Genomic DNA, 26,390 nt, shown 5'->3' with positions numbered 1-26,390 from the left:
TTCATCGAAGGAGTGGACGATGCAGCCAGACACCATGCGTGACCGTCTGATCGTGGGGCTCGACCTGCCGACCGTCGCCGAGGCGGAGAAGGTGGTGCGCGAGCTCGAGGGTGTCGTTTCCTTCTACAAGATCGGCTACCAGCTCGCTTTCGCCGGCGGGCTCGACTTCGCCCGCGAACTGGCGAGCGGCGGCACCAGGGTCTTTCTCGACATGAAACTGCTCGACATCGACAACACGGTGGCCAAGGGCGTGGAGAACATCGTGCGCATGGGCGTGTCGATGCTGACCCTGCATGCCTATCCCAAGGCGATGCGGGCCTCGGCCGAAGCGGCGAAGGGAAGCGGCCTCTGCCTGCTCGCCGTGACCGTGCTCACCTCGATGGACGAGCAGGACCTGAACGATGCCGGTTACGAATATGATCCGCACACGCTCGTGCTGAGAAGGTCCGAGCAGGCCGTCCTGGCCGGCATGGGCGGCGTCGTCTGTTCGGCCGGGGAGGCATCCGCTGTGCGTCGTATCGTCGGGCCCGACATGGCCGTCGTCACCCCCGGCATCCGTCCGGCCGGCAGCGCGGCCGGCGACCAGAAGCGGGTAATGACGCCGGCCGAAGCGATCCGCGCCGGCGCCAGCCATCTGGTCGTCGCGCGGCCGATCATCGGCGCGGTTGACAGGAAGCAGGCGGCGCAGGCTATCCTCGCCGAAATGGCCGCTGCCTGAGCGCGGCCGACACAAGGGAGAAAGAGATGGCCAAGGCTTATTGGATCGCCCATGTCGATGTCCGCGATCCCGAGGGCTACAAAGACTATGTCGCAACTGCGAAACCTGCCTTCGAGAAATATGGGGCGAGGTTCCTGGCGCGCGGCGGTGCCTATGAGGCGATGGAAGGCCGCGGCCGGGGCCGCAACGTCGTGATCGAGTTTCCATCCTTCGAGGCGGCGAAGGAGTGTTACAACTCGCCCGAATACCAGGCCGCCAAGGCGATCCGCCAGCGGCATGCCGAAGCCGAGATGATCATCGTGGACGGCTACGAGAGCTAGCCCGGATTTCTCACGGCTTGTCGTGATGATGGGTATCGCGGTCTTGGATGAGGGTGTGTGAAGCGAGTGCGAACGGCATCGTCCGCTTGGAGCGGCTGTTGCGTTTCGGCGATTTGCTTTGTGGGTTGGGTTGAAGGATCTCAGTTGCGAGCCGCTCACGGGGCGGCGTCGGCGAGCTTGGCGTAGGTCAGTGCCCACTCGCGCTGGAAGGGACAGGCGGAGTTCATGGCCAGCCTGATGCGGCGCACCGAGATGCTGACCAGGGCGCCGATCTTGAACAGCTTGAGACGGATGGTGGCACAGCTTGCCCTGGCGAGCCTCGTATTGGCCAGGCCGACGCGGCGCAACGCGCAGATCAGCACATAGGCCATGGAGGCGAACCAGAGCCTGAGTTGGTTGGCACGCATGGTGGCGGCCGAGGTGCGGTCGGCGAACAGGTCGAGCTGGCATTCCTTGATGCGGTTCTCCATCTCGCCGCGGGCGCAGTAGAGATCCTCATAGAGGCTGCGGGCCGGCCACGCCTTGGCGTCGAGGGTGGTGACGACGAAGCGCGGGTTGGCTTCGCCTTGCGTCCACTCGGCCTTGGCCACGACCCGGCGTTGCCGGCTCCAGCTCTTGCGGGTGGTCCACATGAAGTCCTTGAAGCAGCGGGCGGGCTTGCCGCTGTCGCTGGCCTCGGCTTCGGCCACCGCCAATTCAGCGGCGATGTGGCCGACCAGCCGGGTGTTGCGGGCCAGGCCGAGCAGATAGTCGACGGCGTTGGCTTCGCACCAGGCCATCAACTCCTCGCGAGCGAAGCCGGAATCGGCGCGCAGCACGATGCGCACCTTTGGCCAGCGCTCACGCAGCCGGCACACGATACGCTCGACCTCCTGGACCGATCCGGCGGCGGCGTCGATATTGGCCGGCCGCAGCTTGGCGCACAGCAGGTGATCGCCGCAGAAGATGTAGAGCGGCAGGTAGCAGTAATGGCCGTAATAGCCGTGGAAGAAACGCCCTTCCTGGTCGCCGTGCAGGGGATCATCCGTGGCATCCAGATCGAGCACGATCTCCTCGGGCGGGGCGGCGTGCGCGCCTATGAACAGCTCGACGAACAGCGCCTCGATCGCCGCCGGATCATGGCTGATCCTGTGATAGCGCGAAGGCTGCGGCCGGCTCAGTTCCAGCCGGTTGAGCGTCGACTTGCCGGCCAGGGCTGCGCATTTCTTGTGACGGCGCGCCTCGAGCTTGCCGGCCAGCACCGCCATCACCGGATCATGGCGCAATTCGTCATGGTCGTTCAGGTCTTCATAACCCAGCGCCAGTGCCAACACCCGCTGGCCAACCAGCGTCTTCACCTCATGCTCGATCAGCTCCGGATTGCGGGCATCCACGAAGCACCGGGCAAAGCGGCCCACCAGCCCGATGGCCCGGTCCGTCAGCCCCAGCAGCAGCGCGCCAGCATCCGAGGTGATCGTGCCACCGTCAAAACCGGCCACAACCGCGCGCCTTTCAACAGGTCCAAAGTCAAACCGTTCCGGGCTACACTGTGTCTGCATCGGGGACCACCTCTGCTAAGGGTAAGTCTTTGTAGCAGAAGCATTTTCCCTGATTCGGAGCCCCGATGCACTTCAACTGTGTGAGATATCCGGGCTAGGCCGGAGCAGGTCTCCCGAAAGCGCGAGCCGGTTTCGGGACAAATCCGATGTTCAAACTATGAGGCCGAGCGGCGGCACCGATGGCATCGGTGCAGCCGCCGCTCCAAAGGCCCTGCCGTTTCCAGGGCACCCGATTCTGCCGCCATTCAAGAATGCATTCAGGTCCAAGGGTGGTACGGCCTTGGACCAAAGCATGACGTGACATTTCTGTGACTGTGTATTGCGTCGCAGCAATTCGGTGATAATTTTGTTGCATAACAATATGGATCGTGGACGCGATATGTCGCGCACGGCTACGGAAACGGAATGTTCTATCAGCTCTACGAACTGAACCATGCGGCGATCCAGCCCTTCCGGGCCTATGCGGACGCCGTCAAGCTGTTCTACTCCAACCCGCTCAACCCGTTCTCGCACACGCCCTGGGGGCGTTCCGTCGCGGCCATGGCGGAACTTTTCGAGCGGACGACGCGCCGCTACGGCAAGCCGAGCTTCGATCTTCCGACGACGGTCGTCGACTGGAAGACGGTGCCCGTCTCCGAACGCATCGTCTGGTCGCGGCCTTTCTGCAACCTCATCCATTTCGAGCGCGCCTTGCCGGCCGCCCGCGAGAAGAAGGATCCCAAGCTGCTGATCGTCGCGCCGATGTCCGGCCACTATGCGACGCTGCTGCGCGGCACGGTCGAGGCCATGATGCCTCATGCCGAGGTCTACATCACCGACTGGGTCGATGCCCGCATGGTGCCTGTCTCCGAGGGGCGTTTCGACCTCGACGACTATATCGACTACGTCATCGACATGCTGCACGCGCTGGGCACCGACACCCATGTGATGGCCGTCTGCCAGCCTTCCGTGCCCGTGCTCGCGGCAGTGTCGGTCATGGAAGCGCGCGGCGACCGCTACGCGCCGTCGAGCATGACGCTGATGGGCGGCCCGATCGACACGCGCCGGAACCCGACCGCCGTCAATCTGCTGGCCGAGGAGAAGGGCATCGACTGGTTCCGCGACAATGTGATCATGCAGGCGCCCTGGCCCGATCCGGGCTTCGGCCGCTCCGTCTATCCGGGCTTCCTGCAGCTTTCGGGCTTCATGAGCATGAATCTCGATCGCCACATCATCGCTCACAAGGAATTCTTCCTGCACCTGGTCAAGAACGACGGGGACAGCGCGGAGAAGCACCGCGACTTCTATGACGAATATCTGGCGGTCATGGATCTGACGGCCGAATTCTATCTCCAGACCGTGGAGACGGTCTTCGTTCGCCACGATCTGCCGAAAGGCCGCATGCGCCATCGCGGCGAGCTGGTCGATCCCGGCGCGATCCGCAACGTCGCGCTGTTCACGGTCGAAGGCGAGAACGACGATATTTCGGGCGTCGGCCAGACGCAGGCTTCGCATGATCTCTGCGTCAACATTCCGGCCGACATGCGGGCGCACTATCTGCAGCCTGCCGTCGGCCACTATGGCGTGTTCAACGGTTCGCGCTTCCGCTCCGAGATCGTGCCGCGCATCGTCGACTTCATCACCAGCCACGGCCGGGAAAACCGCCCCGCGGTCAAGCCGCGCATCGTGCGCGTGGCAAAAGGCTGACAGCCTTTCGGCCGGTGCATCCTCACAGAGGATGCGCCGGCCTTCAACGTAACGATGCTTTTGGCCCGGCTGTCCATGCCGCGTGGAAGCGGCCGGTGAAGCTTTTTCCCGGTCGGCTCCTGCTGAAGGCGAAGCCTGGGCATCGCACGCGATCATGGCCGCCACCTCCCGGAGGCTATGTTCCCAGGCGAAGGGTAGGCGTCTCTGCACGCCACGCGGGCGAAGCCCAGCCTCGCCTGTTGCAGAATCGTCGCGGTCGCGCCGGAACGGTAACCATGCCGGCAATCGGCCCGCATCTCGGAATTGACAGGCCCCCCGAAACCCTTTTAACGTTTTATTAACGAATGTAACAGGGGTCGACGGGGTCGGGGCATGTTCTCTTCACCGAAGGGCGGAAGCGCGCTTGCGCGCACGGGAGTTGCAATGGGGCTTGTGGCCGGCCTTCTTTCGGCCGCCGCAGCGGTCGCCGCGCCGATGGCGACCGGAGGCCTGACCTCGCAGCCGATCGGGCATTTCGAATTCTGCAAGGCCAATCCGGCGGAGTGCGACATCCGCTTCCGGGACATTGGGCCGGAGCAGATGACCAACGCGCTGTGGCAGGAGATCGGCGACATCAACCTGTCGGTCAACAAATCAGTCAAACCGATGAACGACGTCGACCTCTACGGCAAGGACGAGGTCTGGGCCTATCCCGACGGTGCCGGCGACTGCGAGGACTATGTGCTCGAAAAGCGCCGCGAGCTCAACGCCAAGGGCATCTCGCTGTCGAACCTGCTCATCACGGTCGTGCGCAAGCCCGACGGCGAAGGCCATGCGGTGCTGACCGTCAGGACCGACAAGGGCGACTTCATCCTCGACAACCTGACCAACAAGGTCCGCCCCTGGGACGACACCGGCTACCGCTATCTCAAGCGCCAGTCGAGCGAGCACACCGGCCGCTGGGTCTCGATCCGCGAGGGCCAGACCACGATGGTGGGGGCTGTTCAGTAGGGGCGCGGCGTTCCAATATGGCAGCGTAGCTGGCCGCCGCACGATGGCGGGCGCAATCGATACGAGAGGTCCAGATTCAGACGCGCGGTCGGTGCTGGCCGAAATCGAAGTTGTAGGCGCCACAGCAGGTACAGCATCGGCCCCAATATGTGGCAACGGGACCAAAACCAAACGCCAAAGGCTGTGGCATCGCCGATGGAATCGGTGATGCCGCTCTATCTATTTGTTTGAGCACCGGATTTTCCCAAAATAATCGCTGCCGCGTATCACAGATTCAGATGACCTTGGGGGTCCTCAGGTGGCAATGGCAAATCGTCTACAAGGTTGACCAGAACGGCAGTTCCTTGCAGGTATTTCTCGAAGCCCCTGTCTGTCGTGTAGATCGCTCGAGCCCCGCGGACTATTGCGGTAGCCGCTATCATTGCGTCATACTTCATCGCGACCTTCCAACCTGGCACACGTTGATCCGCGGGGACTTGGCTTTGCGCCAAGGCGATTCGCTCGCCTGTCTCGATCGCAATTACGGTGTCGAATTGTTGGACTGAGAACACTTTCAAACTGCGGACGGCCTCAACAATCTCTTCGACTCTGTCAGCCCTTCCCGCAACCAATTCAGCCAGAGCCGGGGCAGGGATTGTTATTTCTTCTTTGCTTTTCGATACCGTTTCAACGAAGTGCCTGACGCGATCCGACCGCCGATTAGTATCTTGCGTGCTAGTAGGGTCGATCATTAAGACGAGGAAATTCGTGTCGACGACAATCATGCGCTGCGCAACTCATCGACTGCACGCACAATTTCTTCGCCTGAGCCCGGCGGCACTATTTCCCGAAGGCGAGCCAATGCTTCGTCCAGTGTGGCGTCCTCTAGCACCTCGAAAGACGTTGCAGCCAAATGCTCGAGGTTCCACCTGCCATCCCCCTCACGCCTCCATCTTCCTTCGCCACTCATGCGTACACTGCGATGAAAGTGTTTGGCGAGATCCTGGGCTAGCTGAGAACCTATTGAAATCCTAGCGGTCAAATCACCATCGATTTCAAGGCCAACTCGTACCTGTTCCCCTCCGCCCTCTATCCGGATAAGACGACCTTGAACTGACGTGGGCTGGCTTACCGCTCGCAGGATCGCGACAGTCTTTGACTTGCCCGGGAACGCAATGACCTCGCCGCTATTTGGTAGGGGCATTTCCGCCGTCCAACCGTCTTCGGCAAGGAATTCGTTGAGCTTCCTCCAGGGCGCGGCAGCGTCAGCATTCACGTCGCCCGACGCCGCTGAGCGGATGCGGGGAGAGATCAGCGGTACTTCTTCCAACGAGGCAAAGGCTACAATACTAACGCTCTTGTCCTCGATCCGACTAAAATGCACCGCATCCTGCGAACCCATCAAACGGGCCAATTCCGCCACGTACGTTGCAAGGCGCGACATTGGGATAGTGTCAGGCGTGGGGCCTATGATCCGGAAGGGATATTCGAAGAATTCGCTCATCACTTTCTCCGGCGATCCAGGCTCGACTCCGGTAGCAATTTGCCACGCCAAGGATAACGCCTGATTAAGGTGTTCGATGCACTCTTGCGCTGCCTGCGTCAATTCAACTCTACGACGTTCTTGTTCCCGAAGAATCGAGCCGCCTCGCCCCGGACCGGTTGGCTGAATCTAGCGCTGTCGTTCGATGGGACCGGAGGTGGAACTTTCGGCTTCATAGGAACCCACCCACCCCATATGGATGCTGTATCGACCTGCACGCCGAGCATGGGTTTGACCAATCGATGATCTCGGTGGCGCCGCGAATGGCTTGCTAACCGCGTGACCTCGAGTCCAGCCGCTTCAGCGCAACGCTTCACGGTTAGCGCGGCCGGCTGCGCAACAAGCACTTCAGCTATGACGTCGTCGCCCCGGATGATGCGACAGAGGACCGAGAGAGTGTCCCGAGGAAAGTGGTCGAGATTCGTATAGATCACGTCGACCCTCGCTGACGATACCCACCTCACGCAGCTTGGGCCATCCGGTCGCCGATCACGCGATAGGAGATCGCTTCGGCCAGATGCAGGCGCCCGACGCTGTCGGTGCCGTCGAGATCGGCAAGCGTGCGCGCCACTTTGAGCACCCGATGATAGGCGCGGGCGGAAAAGCCCATCTTTTCGCTGGCGTCGCGCAGCAAAGTGAGGCCCGCCGCATCGAGGGCGGCGATCTCCTCGACCAGTGCCGTCGGGCAATGCGCGTTGGTGAGCGTCGATCCCAGGCCGAGCCGCTCGAAACGTTCGCGCTGCATCGCCCGGGCCCGCGCGACGCGTTCGGCCACCGTCGCGCTCGGCTCGGCTCGCCCCGGCCGGATCAGGTCGCTCGCCGAAACTGCGGGCACGTCGATCCTGAGGTCGATGCGGTCGAGCAGCGGGCCGGAGATGCGCGCCTGGTAGTCGCTCTGGCAGCGTGGACCCCGGGCGCAACGGTAGCCGGGTTCGCCGGCCATGCCGCAGCGGCACGGATTCATGGCGGCGACGAGCTGGATGCGCGCCGGATAGGTGACGCGGTGATTGGCCCGCGCGATCATGCATTCGCCGGCCTCGAGCGGCTGGCGGAGCGAATCGAGCACGGCCGGCGAAAACTCCGGCAACTCGTCGAGAAACAGCACGCCGTGATGCGAGAGCGAGACCTCGCCCGGCCTCGCCCTGACGCCGCCGCCCACCATGGCCGCCATCGAGGCCGAGTGATGCGGCGCGCGGAACGGCCGGCGGTCCGTCAGCTTGCCGCCCGCGATCTCGCCGGCGATGGAGGCGATCATGGAGACTTCGAGCAGTTCCTTCGGAGCGAGGGGCGGCAGGATCGAGGCCAGCCGCTGCGCCAGCATCGACTTGCCCGAGCCGGGCGGCCCGACCATGAGCAGATTGTGGGATCCGGCCGCTGCCACTTCGAGCGCCCGTTTGGCGCTCTCCTGGCCCTTGATGTCGGCGAGGTCGGGCAGGTCGCCGGCGGCGGCCTGCACGCTCGGCTCCGGCCGGGCGAGCACCTGGGTGCCGCGGAAATGGTTGGCGATGGCGATCAGGCTGCGCGGCGCCAATATGTCGATCTCGGCGCCGGCCCAGGCGGCTTCGGCGCCGGAAGCGGCGGGGCAGATCAGCCCCTTGCCCTGGGCGTTGGCGCCGATGGCCGCCGGCAGCGCTCCGTTGACGGGCGCGATCGTTCCGTCGAGCGACAGCTCGCCGAGCACGAGATAGTCCGCCAGGGCGTCGCCCGGTACCGCGCCGAGCGCGGCCATGAGGCCGAGCGCGATCGGCAGGTCGTAGTGGCTGCCCTCCTTGGGCAGGTCTGCAGGCGCCAGATTGACGGTGACCTTCTTGGCCGGCATCGACAGGCCGGAGGCATGCAGCGCCGCCTGCACGCGTTCCCGGCTTTCGGCGACCGCTTTGTCAGGAAGGCCGACGATATGGATGTTCATCTTGCCCGGGGCGATCATCACCTGCACGTCCACGGGCAGCGCTTCGATGCCCTGGAATGCAACCGTTCGTACGCGTGAAACCATGTTTGCCCCTCTGCCTCCGGCCGGAAGCCGAAGGGATCGGCCCGACAAGAGCCCTGTATTGGAAGCAAGCATAGATTGCAGGAAGAAGCAAGAACATTTAAGGAACATCTGCCGGTTGACCAGGCCACTGCCCGACTGGTCGGAGGGGCGGCGCCCGGCCGTCACGATGAAGTGCCACATCGGTCTGCTTGCGCTGGCCGGCCGGCGTCGGATTGACGGTGACCTTCCTGGCCGGCATCGACAGGCCGAAGGCATGCAGCGCCGCCTGCACGCGTTCCGGGCTTTCGGCGAGCGCCTTGTCCGGGAGGCCGATGAAGTGGATGCTCATCTTCCCCCGGGGCGATCATCACCTGCACGGGCACTGCTGCACCCGTGAAACCATGCTTTCCTGCTCTGTTTCCGGCCGGAAGCCGAACGATCAGCCCGACATGGGCCTTTTATTAGAAACAAGCATAGATTGCAGGATAAAGCAAGAACATTAGAAGAACATATACATCAAACGGTTGATGTCCCACCCCGAAGGAGGGGGAACATTTCCGGATCGAAGCAGGGCCTCCGGGGGCTCTCAGCGTTTGGCTTCGACTGCGTCCCAGAACAAAGCGGCGACATCGGCGCCGCCGAATTTCCGGATCTCGCGCACCCCGGTCGGCGACGTCACGTTGATCTCGGTCATGTAGTCGCCGATCACGTCGATGCCGACCAGGATGAAGCCGCGCTCCTTCAGCGACGGGCCGATGCGGGCGCAGATCTCGCGCTCGCGCTCGGTCAGCTCGGTCTTCTCCGCGCGGCCGCCGACATGCATGTTGGAACGCGAATCGTGTTCGGCCGGCACGCGGTTGATCGCACCGACCGGCTCGCCGTCGATCAGGATGATGCGCTTGTCGCCGGCCCGCACCTCCTTGAGGTAGCGCTGCACGATGAAGGGCTCGCGAAACATCTGCGCGAACATCTCGAGCAGCGAGGCGAGGTTGCGGTCGGCCTCGTGCAGATGGAAGATGCCGGCGCCGCCATTGCCGTAGAGCGGCTTGACGATGATGTCGCCATATTCCCTGCGGAAGGCGTCGACCTCGCGCGGATCCTTGGTGATCAGCGTCTCCGGCATCAGCTCCGGAAACTCGGTGACGAAGATCTTCTCGGGGCTGTTGCGCACCCAGGCCGGGTCGTTGACGACCAGCGTCTCGGAATGGATCCGCTCCAGTATGTGGGTCGTGGTGATGTAGTTCATGTCGAATGGCGGGTCCTGCCGGAGCAGGATCACGTCCATTTCGCTCAGATCGGTGCGCACCGGCTCGCCCAGCGTGAAATGGTCGCCCTTCACGTCGCGCACGCCGAGTTCCTCGATCCGCGCGATCACCTTGCCGTCGCGCATCGTGAGCCGGTCGGGCGTGTAGTGATAGAGCCTGTGGCCGCGCCGCTGCGCCTCCAGCGCGAGCGCGAAGCTGGTATCGCCGGCGATGCTGATCGTCGACACATGGTCCATCTGGATGGCGATACTGAGCGGCATGGATCGGCTCCGGCTTTCCTGTGGCCGGAGCGGATGCCCGGCGTCGCGGCGGCACATGACGCCTGCGCCCCGGAGCTGTCAAGCAGGGGAACGAGCCGGGGCTCCCGGATGGCTCCGCCGCGTCAGCCGTTGACGACGAGGAGGCCGGCGATGATCAGGGCGGTGCCGATCATGTAGCGCAGGCTCAGCGTTTCGCCGAGCAGCGCCCAGGCGAGCAGGGGCACGGCGCAGAAGGTGAGCGCCATGAAGGGATAGGCGACGGTCAGGGGCACCGATTTCAGCACATGCACCCAGACGATCGTGCCGAAGCCGTAGATCGCAAAGGCGGCAAGCAGATAGGGATCGAGAAGAATGGCGAACAGGCCGCCCGCCGCGGCCCGGCCGCTCGTCAGCTTGAACAGGATCTGCCCCGCCGAAATCAGAAGCGGCGTCAGCACCAGTCCGGCCAGCACCGGAAGCGGCAACGCATTCACCTCGTCAGGCTCCCGGCCGATCCTCGCGATAGAAAATGTCCCGGCCGATATCGATGCAGACATGGCCCTCCGGGACCGGATGCATCGCGCGCAGGAAAGAATGCGCATAGGGAAAGAAGTTGAAATGCGGATTGAAGCTGTAGCGATATTCGCGCTCGCGCGGCACCACGATGATCAGGCGCCTGCGTGCGATGCGGCGAAGCTCGGCGATCGCCCGCCTGTAGTCCAGCACATGCTCGATCACATGGGTGCAGACGACGGTGTCGAAGGCCGCATCCTCGAAAGGCAGGCTTTCGATCCTGGCTGCGACATAGCCGATGCCGGGAAGCGCGGCTGCGTCGTCGATGACGAAGTCCACGCCGGTGAATTGCCCCTTGCCCTGACGCGCGTCGCGAATGCGCGCCAGCAGGACGCCGGTGCCGCAGCCGACGTCGCAGACGCTGTCTCCGCTGAGCTCCGTCATGATCCGCCGGACGCATGCCTCGGAATTGTCCGTCCCGGCATGCACGCGCGGATGGTCGCGATAGAGCGCCTCATATTCGGCCGATGTCAGGAACGGCGCCCTTTCGCGGAATGCCGCCAGGCGCGTGATGTGCTCGCCCCAGGCGAGCTTGGCGACGGAGCGGAACAGCGCGGAATCGCGCAGGACGGGCGGCAGCACGTCCTCGATCACGAAGCGGAGCCGATTGGTGGTTTCCCGGTTCAAGATCGTTTTCCCTCTTCGCGGTCGTCAAGCTGCCCGGCGGCGTTCGATGTGGCGCCCTTCCCGCGCCGTGCCCGCGCGCAGGCGCGGTATGGCGAGATAGAAGCTGCGTTTCTGCTCGGCCCGCGCGCGCGACACCGAATCCAGGATGAGACCGGTCACCGCCATCAGCATGGACAAGACCACCAGCGCCATCGAGAGCACCCAGGTGGGCAGTCGGGGCACCAGCCCGGTTTCGGCATATTCGACCAGCACCGGCATCGCCAGCGACACGCCGGCCACGAGGAACATGGCCGCGAACGCGCCGAAGAAGCGCAGCGGCTGCGTCTCCTTCAAGAGCATCGCGAACATCCAGAGTATCCTGGCGCCGTCCTTCCAGGTCGAGAGCTTGGAGGCCGAACCTTCGGCGCGGCGGCCGTAGTCGAGCGCGATCTCGCTCACCGGCAGCTTGAGCTGCGAGGCATGGACCGACATCTCGGTTTCGATCTCGAAACCGCCGGATACCGCCGGGAAGCTCTTCACGAAACGCCGGGTGAATGCCCGATAGCCGGAGAATATGTCGCTGAAGTCGCGGCCGAAGAGCTGCTTGTAGAGCCCGTTGAACAGCCGGTTGCCGATGGCGTGGCCGGCGCGGCCGGCATCGGCCGTCACCCCGCGCCGCGTTCCCACCACCATGTCGGAGCGTTCCGTGAGCAGCGTGTTGACGAGTTGCGGCGCGTCCTCCGGCGCATAGGTGCCGTCGCCATCCGCCATCAGATAGATATCGGCCTCGACGTCGGCGAACATGCGTCGCACGACATGGCCCTTGCCCTGGCGCGGTTCGCGCACCACGACTGCGCCGGCGGCGCGTGCCGCCAGGGCGCTCAGGTCGCGCGAGTTGTTGTCGTAGACATAGACCGTTGCAGCCGGCAGTGCCTCGCGGAAGCGCCGGACGACGTCGCCGATGGTGCGTTCCTCGTTGCAGCATGGAATGAGCACGGCAATGGCAAGCTCGTCCTGGGCCGAATGAAGCATGCTGCTCTCCGATTGGCGTCCGGCAACGTTTCCCCGCAATCTGCCGCTGCCGCCGCTTTACTATTTATTGAAGCCGTTAAGGCTAGGTTTAGGCCTCGGGAAAAGGGTTGGGGTTGCCGGCGAAGATGGCGAGCGACGCGATCATGGGCAGGGCCGGCTCCGTCCGAGCCGCGCCCTGGAGGACCGACATGGGGGCCGCGCTCGTGGCCGGCTTCGTCGTTCTTCTGGTATCGGCCGTTTCCGGGCTGCCGACCCTGTCGGACGCCGGAGGCGACAATGACAGCCTGCTGCGCCTGGTCCAGGTCCGCGACCTCGTCGCCGGTCAGAGCTGGTTCGACCTGCACCAGTACCGGATGGGCCTGGCGGGCGGCTTCGAGATGCACTGGTCGCGTCTCGTCGACGCCCCGGTCGCCGCGACCGTTGTCGTCGTCGGCGCCCTGACCGGCAGCACGGCCGCCGGCGAGACCGCGGCATTGGTCCTGTGGCCGCTGCTTTTGTTCACGGTGGCCGTGTTCCTGATCCTGCGCTGCGCCCGTGCGGTCGGCGGCGACGAGGCGATGCTGCCGGCCCTCGTGCTTGGGGCCGCCGCGCTCCATTTCGGCGGACTGTTCGCGCCCGGCGCGATCGACCACCACAATGTGCAGATCGTGCTTTCGCTCGGCATGATCGCCGCGTTGCTCGGCGCCGATGAACGTGGCGGAGCGGCGGCAGGCGCCTGCGCCGCGCTCATGGTCGCCGTGGGCATGGAGACGATGCCCTACCTTGTGGCGGCCGGGGTTTTCCTGGGCGCAGGAGCGATCCTCGGAGGCGAAAGCGAACGAAGGTCGGCGATCGGTTTCGGCCTCGCCTTCGCCGCCGTCTGCGCCGCCGCCTTCGTCGGAACCGTCTCGCCGGGGGCCTGGGGCGCGGTCCGTTGCGACGCTCTGTCGATCGCCCATCTCGCCATCGCCGCACTGTCGGGAGCCGGGCTTGCCGCGGCCGCCGCCTTCACCGGCGGGCGGGTCCGCCGTGCCGCCGCGCTGCTCGCCCTTGCGGCAGTGGTCGCGGCGGTCGTGGTGGTCTTCTTTCCGCAATGCCTGGGCAGTCCCTATGCCGGCCTCGATCCCGATCTCGAGGCCTATTGGATGAGCATGATCAGCGAGGCTCAGCCATTGTGGACGCTGATCCGGGACCAACCCGGGAAGGCGGTCAATCATTACGTCACCCCGATGCTGGCTCTGGCCGTGGTGGCCCTCGACCTGGCGCGTCGGGGCATGAGGCGCGGCCCGATGCTTGTCGGCCTCCTCCTGCTCACGGCCGTGCTGGTGAGCATCTGGCAGGTGAGGGGGGCCATGTTCTCCGTCCCCTTCGGGGCCATCCCTCTCGCCGCCTGGGTCGGCTCGTGGCGACGGCGAGCGTCGCACACAGGAAAGGCCACCGACGCGCTGCGCATGGCCGCGGCCTGGCTCATCTCGCTGAACGTGGCCTGGACGATGGCTGCGGTGCTCGTATCCCTCGTTCCGCCTTTCTCGGGCGAAGCCGCGGCGTCGGCCGAAAAGGCGCGCAAATGCCGGGCCGGGAAGGACTACGACATGTTGGCGGCGCTGCCGCCCGGCGGCGTCCTGTCGGTCGCCAATCTCGGCGCGCCGATCCTGCGCTACACGCCGCACCGGGTGCTCGCCGGTCTTTATCACCGCAATGTCGAGGCGAACCTCGTGACCCTTTCGGCCTTCACCGGGACGGCGGACGGCGCCGAGGCCCTGGTCCGCGAACAGGGTCTTGCCTATGTCGTGCTCTGCCCCGGCGACGATGAAACGGCAGGGCTGGCCGAAAAGGCGCCGACGGGTTTCATCGCTTCGCTGCTGAGGGACGACCTGCCGCCCTGGCTCGAGCCTGTCGCGCCAGGAGACGAGCCCCCGCTGCGCATCTATCGTGTGCTGCCGCGCCCGGCGCGCTGACGCCCGGTCCGCCGGATGCCCCGGCGATACTTTTCCTAAACAGTTTGGCTCCATACTGGCGGAAAAGAATCGATAATGATGAGGGGGTCCGATGTATGCGCTGTATGGCGCCGGTCAGCTCGGGAGAGACAATGCCGATCTCGCTTTCACCGATCCGCTGACCGGTCTGGGCAATCACCGGCGTTTCATCGACAAGGTCGACCGCCTCATCAGCGATCGCGCCGACGATCCCGCACCCTTCGCCATCGGCATCCTCGATCTCGACGGCTTCAAGCCGATCAACGACCTGTTCGGGCATCGGGCCGGCGACGACATCCTGCTCCAGGTCGCCATGCGCCTCCGCGCGGCGATGGACGGCTCGTCCGTGGTGACCCGCGTCGGCGCCGACGAATTCGCCTTCCTCTATCCGCTGGTGTTCAGCGAAGAGGCTGCCGGCGAGAAGGCGCGCATGCTGATCGAGATCCTGTCCGCGCCTTATGATGTGGGCGAGCGCACCGCGCGGCTGTCGGCCTCCGTCGGCTGCTCGCTGTTCCATTCCGGCGACGAGACGACCGAGCTTTTGCTGCACAAGGCCGAGACGGCGCTCTATCACGCCAAGCGCTCGGGCCGTGGCCGCGTCGTGGTCTATACGCGCGAGATGGAGGAGGCGGCCAAACGCGTCACGCGCATCGAGCAGGCCCTGCGCCGCGCGGTCTCGGCCGGCGAAGTCGAGCCTTACTTCCAGCCGATCGTCGACCTGAAGACCCGCCGCACCGTCGGTTTCGAGACACTGGCGCGCTGGAGCGATCGCGACCTCGGCCAGGTCTCGCCCGTCGTCTTCATCCCCATCGCCGAGGAGCGCGGCATCATCGGGCCGCTGTCTCAACTCGTCCTGCGCAAGGCGACGGAAGCGGCGCGCAACTGGCCTTCGGACCTGTTCCTTTCCTTCAATCTGTCGCCGTCCCAACTCGTCGACCAGAACACCGGACTGCATATATTGTCGATCCTTGATCGCACGGGTTTCGACCCGCGCCGGCTCGAGATCGAGATCACCGAGACCGGCCTGATGAGCGACCCGGCTTCCGCCGAAAAGATCGTCAGCGACCTCAGGCGCTGCGGCATCCGGGTGTCCCTCGACGATTTCGGCACCGGCCAGTCGTCGCTCGGACGCCTGCGCGAATTCCATTTCGACAAGCTCAAGATCGATCGCAGCTTCGTGTCGTCGATCCTCCAGGACCGTCCTTCCGAGCACATCATCCGCGCCATCCTGGCCATGTGCGAGGGCCTCGGCATGGATGTGGTGGCCGAAGGCATAGAAGAGGAGGCGCAGGCGCAAAGGCTGATCGCCTTCGGCTGCGCCGGCGGCCAGGGTTATCTGTTCGGGAAGCCGGCCGACAGGGACGACACGCTGACCTATCTGCGCAGGAACATCCTGGGGACCGTGCCGGCCGAGCCCGTGTGACCCCCCGGGCCAGGGCGGCATGTCCAGCCCTTTCTCCTGGCTGGCTGTTGACGCGGGTGCCGTCATGGCGGACAAACCGCGCTGTCCTCACGCGACCCGAGGGGAATGGAAGGAGCGGCCACGATGATGCCTTCGGCGAGGTTCCCCGATCTCGACGGCGCTTCGGTGCTGATTACCGGCGGCGCTACAGGCATCGGCGCGGCGCTGACGGAAGGTTTTGTCCGGCAGGGCTCGAAGGTCGCCTTCATCGACATCGCGGAAGCCGCGAGCGTTTCGCTCTGCGACCGGATCGAACGGGAAACGGGTCGGCGTCCTTTGTTCCTGAAGGCCGACCTGCGTGACGTCGAGGCGCTGCGCGCCGCCGTCGCCCGGGCGGCCGAGGCGCACGGCCCGGTCACCGTGCTGGTCAACAATGCGGCGCTCGACGACCGCCATGCGATCGAAGACGTCACCGTCGAGTTCTGGGACGCCAACCAGTCGATCAACCTGCGCCCGCATTTCTTCACCGCCCAGGCGGTCGCCCCGGGCATGAAGGCGGCCGGCAGGGGCTCCATCATCAATTTCACCTCGACCTCCTTCCTCATCAACCACCCTGATATGCCCTCCTATACCGCCGCCAAGGCGGGCATCATCGGCCTCACCAAGGGGCTGGCCGGCCGGCTCGGCAAGGACGGCATCCGCGTCAACGCGATCGCGCCGGGCTGGGTGATCACCGAGCGCCAGCAGAAGCTCTGGGTGACGGATGAAACCCTTGCGGCCCATGTCGCCAAGCAATGCCTCAACGAGGTCATGAAACCCGAAGACGTCGTGGGGCCTTGCCTGTTCCTGGCCTCGGACGCATCGCGCATGCTGACGGCCCAGACGCTCATCGTCGACGGAGGTTTCCTGTAATGACCGCGTCGTTCCCTCCGCTTCGCCGCAGCCTCGTGGCGATCCTGCGCGGCGTGCGGCCCGAAATGGCCGTCGCGGTCGGCCGGGCGGTGTTCGAGGCCGGCATCGAGGCGATCGAGGTGCCGCTCAACTCGCCCGATCCGTTCACGTCCATCGAAAATCTCGTATTGGCCCTGCCCGGCTCCACCCTGGTCGGCGCAGGGACGGTGCTGGAGGCGGACCAGGTCGACCGGCTCCATGCCGTCGGCGGACGCCTGCTGGTCAGCCCCAACATCGACGTGGCGGTGATGGAGCGGGCCGGCCATCACGGTATGGTCACGATGCCGGGCGTCTTCACGCCGAGCGAGGCATTGCTCGCCTTGCGGCTCGGCGCATCGGCGCTGAAATTCTTTCCGGCTGCGGCGCTTGGGCCGAAGGGCATTGCGGCGATCCGGGCTGTGCTGCCTTCCGACACGGTGGTCGGCGCGGTCGGCGGCGTCTCCGAGACGGATTTCGCCGACTATGCCGCAGTCGGGGTGAGGACCTTCGGCCTCGGCTCCAGCCTGTTCGCGCCGGATATGAATGTCGAAACTGTGCGTGCCCGCGCGGACGCGGCTGTTACGGCGTGGGACGAGATCTTCGGGGACGGCCGGCCATGAGCGCTTCCATCTTCTCGGAGACCGTCTGCCATCTGGGCGAGGGACCGAGCTACGACCCCGCCACGGAGAGCCTGTTCTGGTTCGACATTCTCGGCCGCAAGCTGCTCGAAAAGCCGGTCTCCGGCGGCGCCGAGCGGGTCCACGACCTGCCCGAGCTGGCGAGCGCCGTCGCCGGCGTCGATGGCGGGCGCCAACTCCTCGTCACCGAAACCGGCCTCTATCTCCGCGACCGCAAGTCGGGCGCGCTGACGCTCCACACGCCGCTCGAAGCCGACAATGCCGGCACGCGGTCGAACGACGCGCGCACCCATCCGTCCGGCACCTTCTGGATCGGCACCATGGGCAAGAAGGCGGAACCTCGGGCCGGCGCCATCTACTGGTTCCGCAAGGGCGAACTAAGGAAGATCGTCTCCGACGTGACGATCCCCAACGCCATATGTTTCGCGCCCGACGGGCGAACCGCCTATTTCACCGGCACGGTGAAGAACGTGCTGTTCCGCGTCGATTGCGATCCCGAGACCGGGCTGCCGCGGGGTGAGCCGAAGATCTTCGCCGATTGCCGTGGCAGGGAAGGTGGGCCCGACGGTGCGGTGGTCGACGCCGAGGGTGTCGTCTGGAACGCGCGCTGGGGCGCCGGCGCGGTCGACGCCTATTCGCCCGACGGCGCGCTGATCCGCACCGTCGCCGTTCCGGCCAGGCAGAGCTCCTGTCCGGCCTTTGTCAGGCCGCGGGCCGATCGCCTTGTCGTCACCTCGGCATGGGAAGGCATGGACGAGGCCGCGCGTGCGGCGGATCCGCATGCCGGCAAGACTTTCCTGCTGGACATTCCGGTGAAGGGGCGTTTCGAGCCGCCAGTGCTTTTGTAGGTCCGGGGGATCGCAGTGGCCCTGCCCGAACTCGTCCTGATCCACGAACCGGAGGAGGCGTGCCGGACCCGATTGGCAGCCATGGGCTTCGAGCCGGATCGCGCCACGGAGATCAGCTCCTATCTCGCCCAGTCGACCGACCTTGCGCTGGAGTTCGAAGACCTCGCCGGGGCCTGCGCCCGCCGCGGCATCGCCTTCAGCCCGGTCGAACTCGACCATGCCGCCGCCGTCCTGGCCGAGCCTCACGCGGATCGCCGAAGGCTGGTCTGGACGCTCACCGACGGCATCGCCTATTTCCGCGGCGGCGCGGGCCCGGTTCTCGCCCGGCTCCAGGGCCTGCCGACGATCGGCTCGGACGACACGCTGTTCGCGCTCTGCCAGGACAAGTTCCGCTCGGGCGCGGTGCTGAAGGCGCTCGGCCTGCCGGTGCCGGCGGCGGGGCTTGCCCGCGACGGAACCTGGATCGTGCCGCCGCCCGAGGCCGCGCAGGGTTATTTCGTGAAGCCGAACCGGCTCGGCGCAAAGATCGGCATCTGGGAGGATTCGCAAGCCCGGTCCAAGGCCCGGGCGCTCGATCTCAGCCGCCGCGTGTTCTCGGCCTACCGGGACGATGTCGTCGTCCAGCCCTATGTCACGGGCCGCAATGTGCGGGCGAGTTTCCTGGCCGTAAGGCCGGATGCCGGGCCGGAGGCGCTCGGCGTCTATTTCGTCGATTCCGGCGGCGACTTCCAGACCATGGCCGACAGCATGGCGCTCTATGGCGGAACGGGCGCGGTCGCGAAGGCGGATGGGCTTTATGTGGAACCACAGCTCGTTCCCGTGGCCGACCTCCAGCCCGCAGCCGACCAGGCAATCCGCGGGATAGCCGCCAGGCTGATGGCGGGTCTCGGCCTGCGCGACGTCTTCTCAATCGACTTCAGGGTCGAGGCCGACGACACGGTCCATCTTATCGAGTTCGAAGTCTGCCCGGGCCTGCCCTGTTTCGATTTCCGCGCCTATTGCCGGCGCGAATGGGGCATGAGCCTGCCCGAAGCCATGGCCGCGACGGCCGCGGCCCGCCTCACGGCTTGATTCCAACGGCACTCCAGGGGATGCACAAATCCTTGCAGATTGGGTGGGCGGCTGCGGCCGTCTGTCTTCTCCCCGTCCTTCACGGGGAGAAGATGCCGGTCCACCCTCCGCAGCTGCTGCGGAGGACGGGCAGGCAGTTGAGGGGCGGCGCAAGCGCTTCAAAAAGTGCCCCTCACCCTTACCCTCTCCCGTGAAATACGGGGGCGAGGGGGACCTCCACGTCGCGCCTCTCCCTGGCGACGGAGATGTGTACACAACGCTGGATGTTGACACTCCCGGTGGTTGTGGATGCTGAGGCATGCACGCGACCTCGATCGCCGGCGCGGAAGCGTCGTCAGATGCGCTCCATGCAGACCGATGTATGGCCGGCGCCGATGAAACCCAGCTTGCCGGCTGCGCCCTTGGAAAGATCGAGAACGCGGCCCTTGATGAAGGGGCCCCGGTCGTTCACCCGCACGACCACGCTCTTGCCGTTGCGCTTATTGGTCACCTTCAGCTTCGTGCCGAAGGGCAGGCTGCGATGCGCGGCCGTCATGGCCGAGGGGTTCATGCGTTCGCCCGACGCGGTCTTCGAGGTCAGCGCATACCATGAGGCGCGGCCGCACTGGGCGGAAGCCGGCATGGTCGAGGCAGCAAAGAACACTCCGGTTGCCAGCGTTGCGCCGGCGACCGCGGCAAAGGTTTTCGACATGGTGCGTCGTCGCTCCGTTGGTTAACTATCCGGAGCGGTAGAAACGAATTGAGGCAGCAAATGCGGCTGGAATCCGGCCAGAAAGTGGCGAAGCAACACGAATGGAATCGCCTGGTAACAGTGCGTCAGGCCGTCAGTATTGCAGCTTGCGGATTCTGGCGAGCGATGCCTCTGCTGGTCGAGGTCAAAGGCTTTCGAACGTATACTACGGGTTACTTATCCGCGTGATTCTATTCTTGAGATGGCAAATCTTCTGCAGGCAACGCCAAGTGTAACCGCACCCTGTTGGACATCGCCCTGGTTGCGGCCGGGGACGTTCCGTCTTCGGTTCCGCCGTCGCGGACCGACGGTTGCCAAGCGCAGTTCTTAACAAACGGTTATAAATGATGATGGAACCGTGGCTGCTGCCGGCGGCGCCAAAAGGTGCCGTCGCTATGCCTATGCGCGTACCATCGATGACGAGTTCGCGAGTGCCCCTTGATCTCGCGGAGGCGGCCGATGAAGGGATTGGCGGACAGCAACTGGCCAGTCTTGACGTGGATTTCGTGATCGAACCCGAAGGCTTCGCAAGGGCGACCGCCCGTCGGCCGGTCAGGCCGCCCCATCGGAGCCGCGAGCGAAGCGAACCGGCGTGAGATCAAGATCGAACCCGAAGGGTTCGCAAGGGCGACCGCCCGTCGGCCGGTCAGGCCGCCCCATCGGAGCGGTGAGCGAAGCAACTCGCGTGAGATATGGAAAATGGTGCCCAGGAGAGGACTCGAACCTCCACGCCTTGCGGCACACGGACCTGAACCGTGCGCGTCTACCAATTCCGCCACCTGGGCAGGTGCGCCGCTCATCTAAGCGGCCGGGCCTTCGGTGTCAACGCGCTTTTTGCCGTTTTCGACCGGTCTCTCTTTCCCCTGGGTCAGGGTTTCGTCGCATCGCCCGAAAACCGGCGCAATTCCGGGCGACGCGTAGATTCAAGATGTTAGCGGCGCGTCGACGTGAAGGCACGCCGCGCCGGAAATCAGCCGAGCACCTCTTTCGAGGCCACGGTCGAATCGGCATTCAGCCGGTAGACCACGGGCACGCCGGTGCCGAGCTCGAGCTTGACGATCTCCTCGCCGGTGAGCCCGTCGAGCGCCATGATCAGGGCGCGCAGCGAATTGCCGTGGGCGGCCACGAGCACGGTCTCGCCGCGCAGCACATGCGGCTGCATATCATGCAGATAATAGGGCCACACGCGTGCGCCCGTGTCCTTCAGGCTCTCGCCATTGGGGGGCGGGACGTCGTAGGAGCGGCGCCAGACATGCACCTGCTCCTCGCCCCATTTCGCCCGCGCGTCGTCCTTGTCGAGGCCCGAGAGGTCGCCATAGTCGCGCTCGTTGAGCGCCAGGTTCTTGACCGTCTTCAGATTGCTCTGGCCGACCGCGTCGAGAATGTGCTGGCAGGTCTTCTGGGCCCGGATCAGCGCCGAGGTGAAGGCGATGTCGAATTTCAGTCCCCTTGCCTTCAGCTTCTCGCCGGCGGCCTTGGCCTCGGCATGGCCCTTTTCTGTCAGGTCCACGTCCCGCCAGCCGGTAAAGAGGTTCTTCAGGTTCCAATCACTCTGGCCATGACGCACGAGCACGAGGGTTCCGGACATCGTCTTCCTTTCTGGACTGTTGGGGGCAGGGAGGGTTCAAGACAGGCCGAGTACGTCGCGCATCGAATAGAGGCCGGGCTTCCGGCCCTTGCCCCAGAGCGCTGCCCTGACCGCGCCGCGCGCGAAAAGCGTCCGGTCCTCGGCATGATGCGACAGCACGATGCGCTCGCCGGCGCCGGCCAGGATGACGGAATGGTCGCCGACGACGCTGCCGCCGCGCAAGGTGGCGAAGCCGATCGCGCCTTCGGGCCGGGGGCCGGTGTGACCGTCTCTGACCCTGACGTCATGGCCTTCGAGCTCGATGCCGCGACCCGTCGCGGCGGCCTTGCCGAGCAGGATCGCCGTGCCGGAGGGCGCGTCGACCTTGTGCTTGTGGTGCATTTCAAGGACTTCGATGTCGAAATCCTCCGGTCCGAGCGCGCGCGCCGCCTGCTCGACCAGCACGGTCAGAAGGTTGACGCCGAGGCTCATATTGCCCGATTTGACGATCGTGGCGTGACGGGCGGCCGCGGCGATCCGGGCGTCGTCCTCGGCCGAGCATCCGGTGGTGCCGATGACATGCACGATACGGGCCTGCGCCGCATAGCCTGCGAACTCCACCGTCGCGGCGGGCGCGGTGAAATCCAGCACGCCGTCCGCCTTGGCGAAGACGGGCAGCGGGTCGTCGGAGATGGCGACGCCGAGCCGTCCCGCGCCGGCGAGTTCGCCCGCATCCTTGCCGAGATGCGCCGAGCCCGGGCGTTCGACGGCGCCTGCGAGGCGCGCGCCCGACGTCTCATGGATGGCGCGGATCAGCGCCTGGCCCATCCGGCCGGCCGCGCCCACGACCACAAGCCCCATCTCGCTCATGTGCTGACCCCTTGCTCAAATCTCATACAGGCTCGGCCTGCCCGATATCGTCGACCAGGCTTAGACCGGTATCTCCCTGCAGCCGGTGGAAGCGGGCATAGACCCCGTGCCTGTCGGCCAGCAGCGACCGGTGCGTGCCTTCTTCGACCAGTCGGCCATGTTCAAGCACCACGATATGGTCTGCATTGATGACCGTCGAGAGGCGGTGCGCGATCACGATCGTGGTGCGGCCTTTCATCACCCCGGCCAGGGCTTCCTGGACGCGGGCCTCCGATTCGTTGTCGAGCGCCGAGGTCGCCTCGTCGAGCAGCAGGATCGGCGCGTTGCGCACGATGGCACGGGCGATCGACAGGCGCTGGCGCTGGCCGCCGGAAAGCGTCACCCCGTTCTCGCCGACCAGCGTGGCATAGCCCTGCGGCTGCTTGCGGATGAAATCGTCGGCCTGGGCGAGCCTGGCGGCCGCCTCGATCTCGGCGTCGGTCGCATCGGCGCGGCCGTATCGGATATTGTCGGCGATGCTGCCTTCGAACAGATAGGGCTGCTGCGAGACATAGGCGATGTTGGCGCGCAGCGAGTTCTTGGTGACGGTGGCGATGTCCTGCCCGTCGATCGTGATGCGGCCGGCGTCGAGGTCGTAGAAGCGCTGCAGAAGCGCGATCAGCGTCGACTTGCCCGCGCCGGAGCCGCCGACGATGGCCGTGGTGGTGCCGGCCGCCGCGGTGAAGCTCACATTGTGCAGCACGGGCAGTTCCCTGCTATAGCCGAAGGAGATCTTCTCGAAACGGATGGCGCCCTTGTCGACGACGAGTTCGGTCGCGCCCGGCCTGTCGCGCTGGCGCGGCTCGAGATCGAGGATCTCGTAGATCATGCGGGCATTGACCAGCGACCGCTCGAGATTGACCTGCACGCGGGCCAGCCGGCGCGCCGGGTCGTAGGCGAGGAGAAGCGCGGTGATGAAGGCGAAGACGGCCCCCGGCGGCTGCTGCGCATAGGCGGCGCGGTAGCCGGCATAGGCGATGACCCCTGCGATGGCGAAGCCGGCCAGCACCTCCGCGATCGGGCTCACACGCTCCGACACCCGGGCGATCTTGTTGGCGCGCCCCTCGGCGCCTTCGACGAGAGCGGCGATCTTCTTCGAGAGTTGCTCCTCCATCGTGAAGGCTTTCACGATGGCGATGCCCTGGGTGGCCTCCTGCATGGCGCCCATCAGGCGCGAATTGATCTCGACCGATTCGCGCGTCACGCGCCGCAGCCGCCGCATGATGTAGTTGACGGCATAGATCAGCGGCGGCGCGATGATGAGCGCGGCGAGCGAGAGCACCGGGTCCTGCGTGACCATCACACCGACCAGACCGACCAGGGAGACGGCGTCGCGGGCGATCGCCGTGATTGTCATGCTGAGCAGGTCCCGTATCCCGTTGACGTTCTGATTGATCTGCGCGGCGAGATGGCCCGACCTCGTATCGTTGAAGAAGTCGATGCCGAGCTTCATCAGATGGTCGAAGAGACGGCGCTGATAGCGTGCGACGAGATTGTTGCCGATCTTGGCCAGGATCACGGCCTGGCCGTAGGTGGCGAGCCCGCGCAGCGTGAAGGCGACGACGATCGACCCGCAGATCAGGGCGATGAGGTCATAGCGCTGCTGGTAGAACACTTCGTCGACGATGTCGCGCATGATCCAGGCGCTGAAGGCGGTGGTGGCCGCGATCGTCAGCAGGCACAGGACGGCGAACGCATAATCCTTGATGTAGTCGCGGCCGTTCTCCGCGAGCACGCGACGGATCACCGCAACGATTTCGCCGGGGTCGGCTCGTTTGGCCTGTCTCTCTGTCGAACTCAAACTCTTGTCGTCGCTCCGCAGCCTGGCGGGGGACCGCCATTGTCGCGGCACCTCTTAGCGTTATCGGCGGCGCTTGCCTATGGCAGGACGACAACAATCGCCGCCCGAATGGAGTCGATAGACCAGCGGTCGATGATATCGGCCGCTGAGCGCACGACTGCGTGGCCCACGCCTGTCGGCGCGAAAGCCAAGCGGCCTGGATGGGCCGGGCCGGCTATTGAGGCCGCCTGATCCACCAGCGGTCGATGATGTCGGCCCGCTGAGCGCGGACTGCGTGGCCCCACCCCGTTAGGAGACATCGAAAAATAATCGCTTCGCTTTGCGCCGCCCCTCCTTCGCCAGATTTTTGGTCGAAGCGATTCGGTTAATCTTAGACGCCGCCTTAGCGCCCGAGGTCGCCTGGATGTCTCAACATCGAGGCCCATTGATACTAAATCTTCTGCCAGCGCCGGCCGGCCGTCTCGACGCCGAATCGCGACGGCGTCCGCGCATAGGCGGCGAGCCCGGCGAGTGCGGCCAGCGGATGGGTGATCACATAGACCGGCATGGACTTCAGCATCTCGCTATGCGGCGCCTTGTCCTCGAAGGCCTCGCGGAAATTCCCCGCCTTCAGGGCCGGCACGATCTTCTGGGCGATGCCGCCGGTGAGATAGACGCCGCCCCGGCTCATGAAGACGAGAGCGAGGTCGCCCGCCGTGCGGCCGAGACAGGTCACGAACATTTCCAGCGCCTGCTCGGCAATTCGGTCGGACTTGTCGAGCGCGGCGGCCGTGATCTCGGCCGGCGTCGTGAAGGTCGCCGTCTTGCCGTCGGCCTTGGCGATGGCCCGGTAGACATTGACGAGACCGCGCCCGCACAGGATCTGCTCGCCCGAGACACGGCCCTCGATGCGTTCGATATGCGGGAACACCTCGAAGTCGCGCGGGCTGCGCGGCCCGAGATCCATATGGCCGCCTTCTCCCGGCACGGGAATCCAGCGGTGGCAGGCATGGATCAGGCCTGCGACGCCGAGGCCGGTGCCGGGGCCGAGCACGACGCGGCTGCCAGAACGCTCCGGCTGGCCGGAGCCGATCTTCTCCATATGCTCCTCGCCGAGCGCGACGACGGCGAGCGCCTGCGCCTCGAAGTCGTTGAGCACCACGATGTCGCTGAGCCCCAAAGTCTCGAACATCGCCTTCGGACGCACGATCCAGTCGCAATTCGTCAGTTCGATCTCGTCCCCGTCCACGGGGCCGGCGACCGCGAGCACGGCCGTTCGCGGCTGCACCGAGGTGCGGTCGAGGATCGAGCTCTGGATGGCGTCGTCGATCGTCGCGAAGTCGGCGGTCCGCACGATCGGGAACTCCTTGGGCTCGGCCTGGGTGTCGACGAGAAGCGCGAAACGCGCATTGGTGCCGCCGATGTCGCCGATCAGGATCGGAAATTTCAGCACCGTCTCGTCGTCATAGCTCTGCATGTTCTGGTCCTTCCCTCCGGCCGATCTCTTCCAGCAGCAGTTCGGCCGTCGCCCGATTGAGCGCCATCGGTATGTCGTAGACGATCGCCAGACGCATCAGAGCCTTGACATCAACGTCGTGGGGCATCGGCGTCAAGGGATCGACGAAGAAAATAAGCGCATCGACCGCGCCTTCCGCGATCAGCGCGCCGATCTGCTGGTCGCCGCCGAGCGGCCCGCTCTTCAGCCGCCGCACGGCGAGCCGGGGACAGGCTTCGGCCACGCGCCCGCCCGTCGTTCCGGTGGCGACGATGTCGCATCCTGCCAGGAACGCCTCATGCGCGGCGGCGAAGGCCACCATCTCGTCCTTCTTCTCGTCATGCGCGATCAGCGCGAGGCGAAGTGTCCGGGTCACGGCGAAGCATTCTTCCCAGAGCAATTCCAGCAAGGGTGTGACGCGGTTTCGCGTCCGGAATTGCGTGAACCAAGTGCCAACCTAAATCGGTTGAACCCTATAGCCAACACGCTCCGGCAAGGAAAGTCCGGGATAGCGAAATCCCTGAAGGCGACGCCTAAAGTGTGTAGCGTGGCCCGTTTTCCACAGTACACGGCAGAGCTGTCGGCGGCGATTGGCGACAACGTC

Annotated in this window: 24 protein-coding genes, 1 tRNA gene and 1 pseudogene; 10 read left to right on the top strand and 16 right to left on the bottom strand. The window is 65.3% G+C overall.

The features are described from left to right. Positions 1 to 19: 19 nt before the first annotated feature. Entirely contained in the window at positions 20 to 718 is a 699-nt protein-coding gene (gene pyrF / locus JN302_RS05445) for an orotidine-5'-phosphate decarboxylase (protein WP_202332235.1), read from the top strand. Between the two features lie 26 nt (positions 719 to 744). Then, entirely contained in the window at positions 745 to 1,038 is a 294-nt protein-coding gene (locus tag JN302_RS05440; RefSeq protein WP_202310538.1) for a DUF1330 domain-containing protein, read from the top strand. 155 nt (positions 1,039 to 1,193) lie between these two features. Here the strand turns inward: JN302_RS05440 and JN302_RS05435 are convergent, their stop codons facing one another. Further along, complete coding sequence (locus JN302_RS05435; RefSeq protein WP_202332234.1) at positions 1,194 to 2,576, bottom strand: IS1380 family transposase; 1,383 nt, start codon at positions 2,574 to 2,576, stop codon at positions 1,194 to 1,196. Positions 2,577 to 2,981: 405 nt separating this feature from the next. Here JN302_RS05435 and JN302_RS05430 point away from each other — a divergent pair, with 405 nt between their 5' ends. Beyond that, on the top strand, positions 2,982 to 4,262 hold the full coding sequence (locus JN302_RS05430) for a polyhydroxyalkanoate depolymerase (RefSeq protein WP_202332233.1): 1,281 nt from the start codon (positions 2,982 to 2,984) through the stop codon (positions 4,260 to 4,262). Between the two features lie 372 nt (positions 4,263 to 4,634). Then, positions 4,635 to 5,252, top strand: coding sequence for a transglutaminase-like cysteine peptidase (locus JN302_RS05425; protein WP_202310534.1), 618 nt, complete (start codon positions 4,635 to 4,637; stop codon positions 5,250 to 5,252). 266 nt (positions 5,253 to 5,518) lie between these two features. On the opposite strand, the gene JN302_RS05420 is transcribed toward JN302_RS05425, so the two are convergent. From JN302_RS05420 to JN302_RS05385, 8 genes and pseudogenes are all read right to left on the bottom strand, one after another. Continuing rightward, positions 5,519 to 6,016 (bottom strand): type II toxin-antitoxin system VapC family toxin, encoded by a 498-nt coding sequence (locus JN302_RS05420; protein WP_202310533.1) that lies wholly within the window; start codon positions 6,014 to 6,016, stop codon positions 5,519 to 5,521. Continuing rightward, positions 6,013 to 6,735 (bottom strand): hypothetical protein, encoded by a 723-nt coding sequence (locus JN302_RS05415; RefSeq protein WP_202332232.1) that lies wholly within the window; start codon positions 6,733 to 6,735, stop codon positions 6,013 to 6,015. The genes JN302_RS05420 and JN302_RS05415 overlap by 4 nt, the downstream gene beginning before the upstream one ends. 499 nt (positions 6,736 to 7,234) lie before the next feature. Then, the gene (locus tag JN302_RS05410) at positions 7,235 to 8,767 is read right to left on the bottom strand and encodes a YifB family Mg chelatase-like AAA ATPase (RefSeq protein ID WP_202332231.1); all 1,533 of its coding nucleotides are present in this window, start codon (positions 8,765 to 8,767) and stop codon (positions 7,235 to 7,237) included. A gap of 184 nt (positions 8,768 to 8,951) precedes the next feature. Then, positions 8,952 to 9,186: pseudogene (locus tag JN302_RS39760) on the bottom strand (magnesium chelatase domain-containing protein); the annotation flags it as partial. A 146-nt stretch (positions 9,187 to 9,332) separates the two neighbouring features. Next, positions 9,333 to 10,271: a glutathione synthase gene (gene gshB / locus JN302_RS05400; protein ID WP_202332230.1), complete on the bottom strand. Its 939-nt coding sequence runs from the start codon at positions 10,269 to 10,271 to the stop codon at positions 9,333 to 9,335. A 122-nt stretch (positions 10,272 to 10,393) separates the two neighbouring features. Next, entirely contained in the window at positions 10,394 to 10,744 is a 351-nt protein-coding gene (locus JN302_RS05395; RefSeq protein WP_202310529.1) for an EamA family transporter, read from the bottom strand. A gap of 4 nt (positions 10,745 to 10,748) precedes the next feature. Next, complete coding sequence (locus JN302_RS05390; RefSeq protein ID WP_202310528.1) at positions 10,749 to 11,450, bottom strand: class I SAM-dependent methyltransferase; 702 nt, start codon at positions 11,448 to 11,450, stop codon at positions 10,749 to 10,751. A gap of 24 nt (positions 11,451 to 11,474) precedes the next feature. Beyond that, complete coding sequence (locus tag JN302_RS05385; RefSeq protein WP_202310527.1) at positions 11,475 to 12,461, bottom strand: glycosyltransferase; 987 nt, start codon at positions 12,459 to 12,461, stop codon at positions 11,475 to 11,477. A gap of 188 nt (positions 12,462 to 12,649) precedes the next feature. Between JN302_RS05385 and JN302_RS05380 the strand changes: the two genes are divergently transcribed. The 6 genes from JN302_RS05380 to JN302_RS05355 all read left to right on the top strand — a co-directional run bounded on the left by JN302_RS05380 (position 12,650) and on the right by JN302_RS05355 (position 19,305). Then, positions 12,650 to 14,398 carry a GtrA family protein gene (locus JN302_RS05380; protein WP_202332229.1) on the top strand — a complete coding sequence of 583 codons (1,749 nt, stop codon included), beginning with the start codon at positions 12,650 to 12,652 and terminating at the stop codon, positions 14,396 to 14,398. Between the two features lie 91 nt (positions 14,399 to 14,489). Next, positions 14,490 to 15,839 carry a putative bifunctional diguanylate cyclase/phosphodiesterase gene (locus tag JN302_RS05375; RefSeq protein WP_202332228.1) on the top strand — a complete coding sequence of 450 codons (1,350 nt, stop codon included), beginning with the start codon at positions 14,490 to 14,492 and terminating at the stop codon, positions 15,837 to 15,839. A 123-nt stretch (positions 15,840 to 15,962) separates the two neighbouring features. Continuing rightward, positions 15,963 to 16,730 carry an SDR family NAD(P)-dependent oxidoreductase gene (locus JN302_RS05370; RefSeq protein ID WP_202310523.1) on the top strand — a complete coding sequence of 256 codons (768 nt, stop codon included), beginning with the start codon at positions 15,963 to 15,965 and terminating at the stop codon, positions 16,728 to 16,730. Further along, the gene (locus JN302_RS05365; protein WP_202332227.1) at positions 16,730 to 17,368 is read left to right on the top strand and encodes a 2-dehydro-3-deoxy-6-phosphogalactonate aldolase; all 639 of its coding nucleotides are present in this window, start codon (positions 16,730 to 16,732) and stop codon (positions 17,366 to 17,368) included. Before JN302_RS05370 ends, JN302_RS05365 begins: the two co-directional genes overlap by 1 nt. Further along, positions 17,365 to 18,234: an SMP-30/gluconolactonase/LRE family protein gene (locus JN302_RS05360; RefSeq protein ID WP_202332225.1), complete on the top strand. Its 870-nt coding sequence runs from the start codon at positions 17,365 to 17,367 to the stop codon at positions 18,232 to 18,234. The genes JN302_RS05365 and JN302_RS05360 overlap by 4 nt, the downstream gene beginning before the upstream one ends. Before the next feature lie 9 nt (positions 18,235 to 18,243). Beyond that, positions 18,244 to 19,305, top strand: a complete 1,062-nt coding sequence (locus JN302_RS05355) for a D-alanine:D-lactate ligase-like protein (protein WP_202334201.1) — start codon at positions 18,244 to 18,246, stop codon at positions 19,303 to 19,305. A gap of 334 nt (positions 19,306 to 19,639) precedes the next feature. Here JN302_RS05355 and JN302_RS05350 read toward each other — a convergent pair whose 3' ends face one another. The 7 genes from JN302_RS05350 to JN302_RS05320 all read right to left on the bottom strand — a co-directional run bounded on the left by JN302_RS05350 (position 19,640) and on the right by JN302_RS05320 (position 26,162). Then, positions 19,640 to 19,996 carry a septal ring lytic transglycosylase RlpA family protein gene (locus JN302_RS05350; RefSeq protein WP_202332224.1) on the bottom strand — a complete coding sequence of 119 codons (357 nt, stop codon included), beginning with the start codon at positions 19,994 to 19,996 and terminating at the stop codon, positions 19,640 to 19,642. Positions 19,997 to 20,735: 739 nt separating this feature from the next. Beyond that, positions 20,736 to 20,820 (bottom strand) — tRNA-Leu (locus tag JN302_RS05345). Between the two features lie 185 nt (positions 20,821 to 21,005). Then, entirely contained in the window at positions 21,006 to 21,623 is a 618-nt protein-coding gene (locus JN302_RS05340) for a 2,3-bisphosphoglycerate-dependent phosphoglycerate mutase (RefSeq protein WP_202332222.1), read from the bottom strand. A gap of 36 nt (positions 21,624 to 21,659) precedes the next feature. Next, positions 21,660 to 22,472: a 4-hydroxy-tetrahydrodipicolinate reductase gene (gene dapB / locus JN302_RS05335; protein WP_202310511.1), complete on the bottom strand. Its 813-nt coding sequence runs from the start codon at positions 22,470 to 22,472 to the stop codon at positions 21,660 to 21,662. Positions 22,473 to 22,494: 22 nt separating this feature from the next. Beyond that, positions 22,495 to 24,312 carry an ABC transporter ATP-binding protein gene (locus JN302_RS05330; RefSeq protein WP_202310509.1) on the bottom strand — a complete coding sequence of 606 codons (1,818 nt, stop codon included), beginning with the start codon at positions 24,310 to 24,312 and terminating at the stop codon, positions 22,495 to 22,497. Positions 24,313 to 24,742: 430 nt separating this feature from the next. Continuing rightward, complete coding sequence (locus JN302_RS05325; protein WP_202310507.1) at positions 24,743 to 25,768, bottom strand: glucokinase; 1,026 nt, start codon at positions 25,766 to 25,768, stop codon at positions 24,743 to 24,745. After that, positions 25,755 to 26,162, bottom strand: a complete 408-nt coding sequence (locus tag JN302_RS05320) for a methylglyoxal synthase (RefSeq protein WP_202310505.1) — start codon at positions 26,160 to 26,162, stop codon at positions 25,755 to 25,757. The genes JN302_RS05325 and JN302_RS05320 overlap by 14 nt, the downstream gene beginning before the upstream one ends. Between the last annotated feature and the right edge of the window lie 228 nt (positions 26,163 to 26,390).

This window comes from Mesorhizobium sp. L-8-3, assembly GCF_016756615.1.
Lineage (GTDB): Bacteria > Pseudomonadota > Alphaproteobacteria > Rhizobiales > Rhizobiaceae.
This window is presented reverse-complemented; position numbering and strand designations above follow the sequence as displayed.

Coding starts and splice junctions, on each gene's coding strand:
- gshB (WP_202332230.1), bottom strand. CDS start 10,271: ATGCCGCTCAGTATCGCCATCCAGATGGACCATGTGTCGACGATCAGC.
- JN302_RS05425 (WP_202310534.1), top strand. CDS start 4,635: ATGTTCTCTTCACCGAAGGGCGGAAGCGCGCTTGCGCGCACGGGAGTT.
- pyrF (WP_202332235.1), top strand. CDS start 20: ATGCAGCCAGACACCATGCGTGACCGTCTGATCGTGGGGCTCGACCTG.
- JN302_RS05430 (WP_202332233.1), top strand. CDS start 2,982: ATGTTCTATCAGCTCTACGAACTGAACCATGCGGCGATCCAGCCCTTC.
- JN302_RS05360 (WP_202332225.1), top strand. CDS start 17,365: ATGAGCGCTTCCATCTTCTCGGAGACCGTCTGCCATCTGGGCGAGGGA.
- JN302_RS05410 (WP_202332231.1), bottom strand. CDS start 8,767: ATGGTTTCACGCGTACGAACGGTTGCATTCCAGGGCATCGAAGCGCTG.
- JN302_RS05350 (WP_202332224.1), bottom strand. CDS start 19,996: ATGTCGAAAACCTTTGCCGCGGTCGCCGGCGCAACGCTGGCAACCGGA.
- JN302_RS05435 (WP_202332234.1), bottom strand. CDS start 2,576: ATGCAGACACAGTGTAGCCCGGAACGGTTTGACTTTGGACCTGTTGAA.
- JN302_RS05385 (WP_202310527.1), bottom strand. CDS start 12,461: ATGCTTCATTCGGCCCAGGACGAGCTTGCCATTGCCGTGCTCATTCCA.
- JN302_RS05325 (WP_202310507.1), bottom strand. CDS start 25,768: ATGCAGAGCTATGACGACGAGACGGTGCTGAAATTTCCGATCCTGATC.
- JN302_RS05370 (WP_202310523.1), top strand. CDS start 15,963: ATGATGCCTTCGGCGAGGTTCCCCGATCTCGACGGCGCTTCGGTGCTG.
- JN302_RS05340 (WP_202332222.1), bottom strand. CDS start 21,623: ATGTCCGGAACCCTCGTGCTCGTGCGTCATGGCCAGAGTGATTGGAAC.
- JN302_RS05440 (WP_202310538.1), top strand. CDS start 745: ATGGCCAAGGCTTATTGGATCGCCCATGTCGATGTCCGCGATCCCGAG.
- JN302_RS05420 (WP_202310533.1), bottom strand. CDS start 6,016: ATGATTGTCGTCGACACGAATTTCCTCGTCTTAATGATCGACCCTACT.
- JN302_RS05380 (WP_202332229.1), top strand. CDS start 12,650: ATGGGGGCCGCGCTCGTGGCCGGCTTCGTCGTTCTTCTGGTATCGGCC.
- dapB (WP_202310511.1), bottom strand. CDS start 22,472: ATGAGCGAGATGGGGCTTGTGGTCGTGGGCGCGGCCGGCCGGATGGGC.
- JN302_RS05375 (WP_202332228.1), top strand. CDS start 14,490: ATGTATGCGCTGTATGGCGCCGGTCAGCTCGGGAGAGACAATGCCGAT.
- JN302_RS05365 (WP_202332227.1), top strand. CDS start 16,730: ATGACCGCGTCGTTCCCTCCGCTTCGCCGCAGCCTCGTGGCGATCCTG.
- JN302_RS05415 (WP_202332232.1), bottom strand. CDS start 6,735: ATGAGCGAATTCTTCGAATATCCCTTCCGGATCATAGGCCCCACGCCT.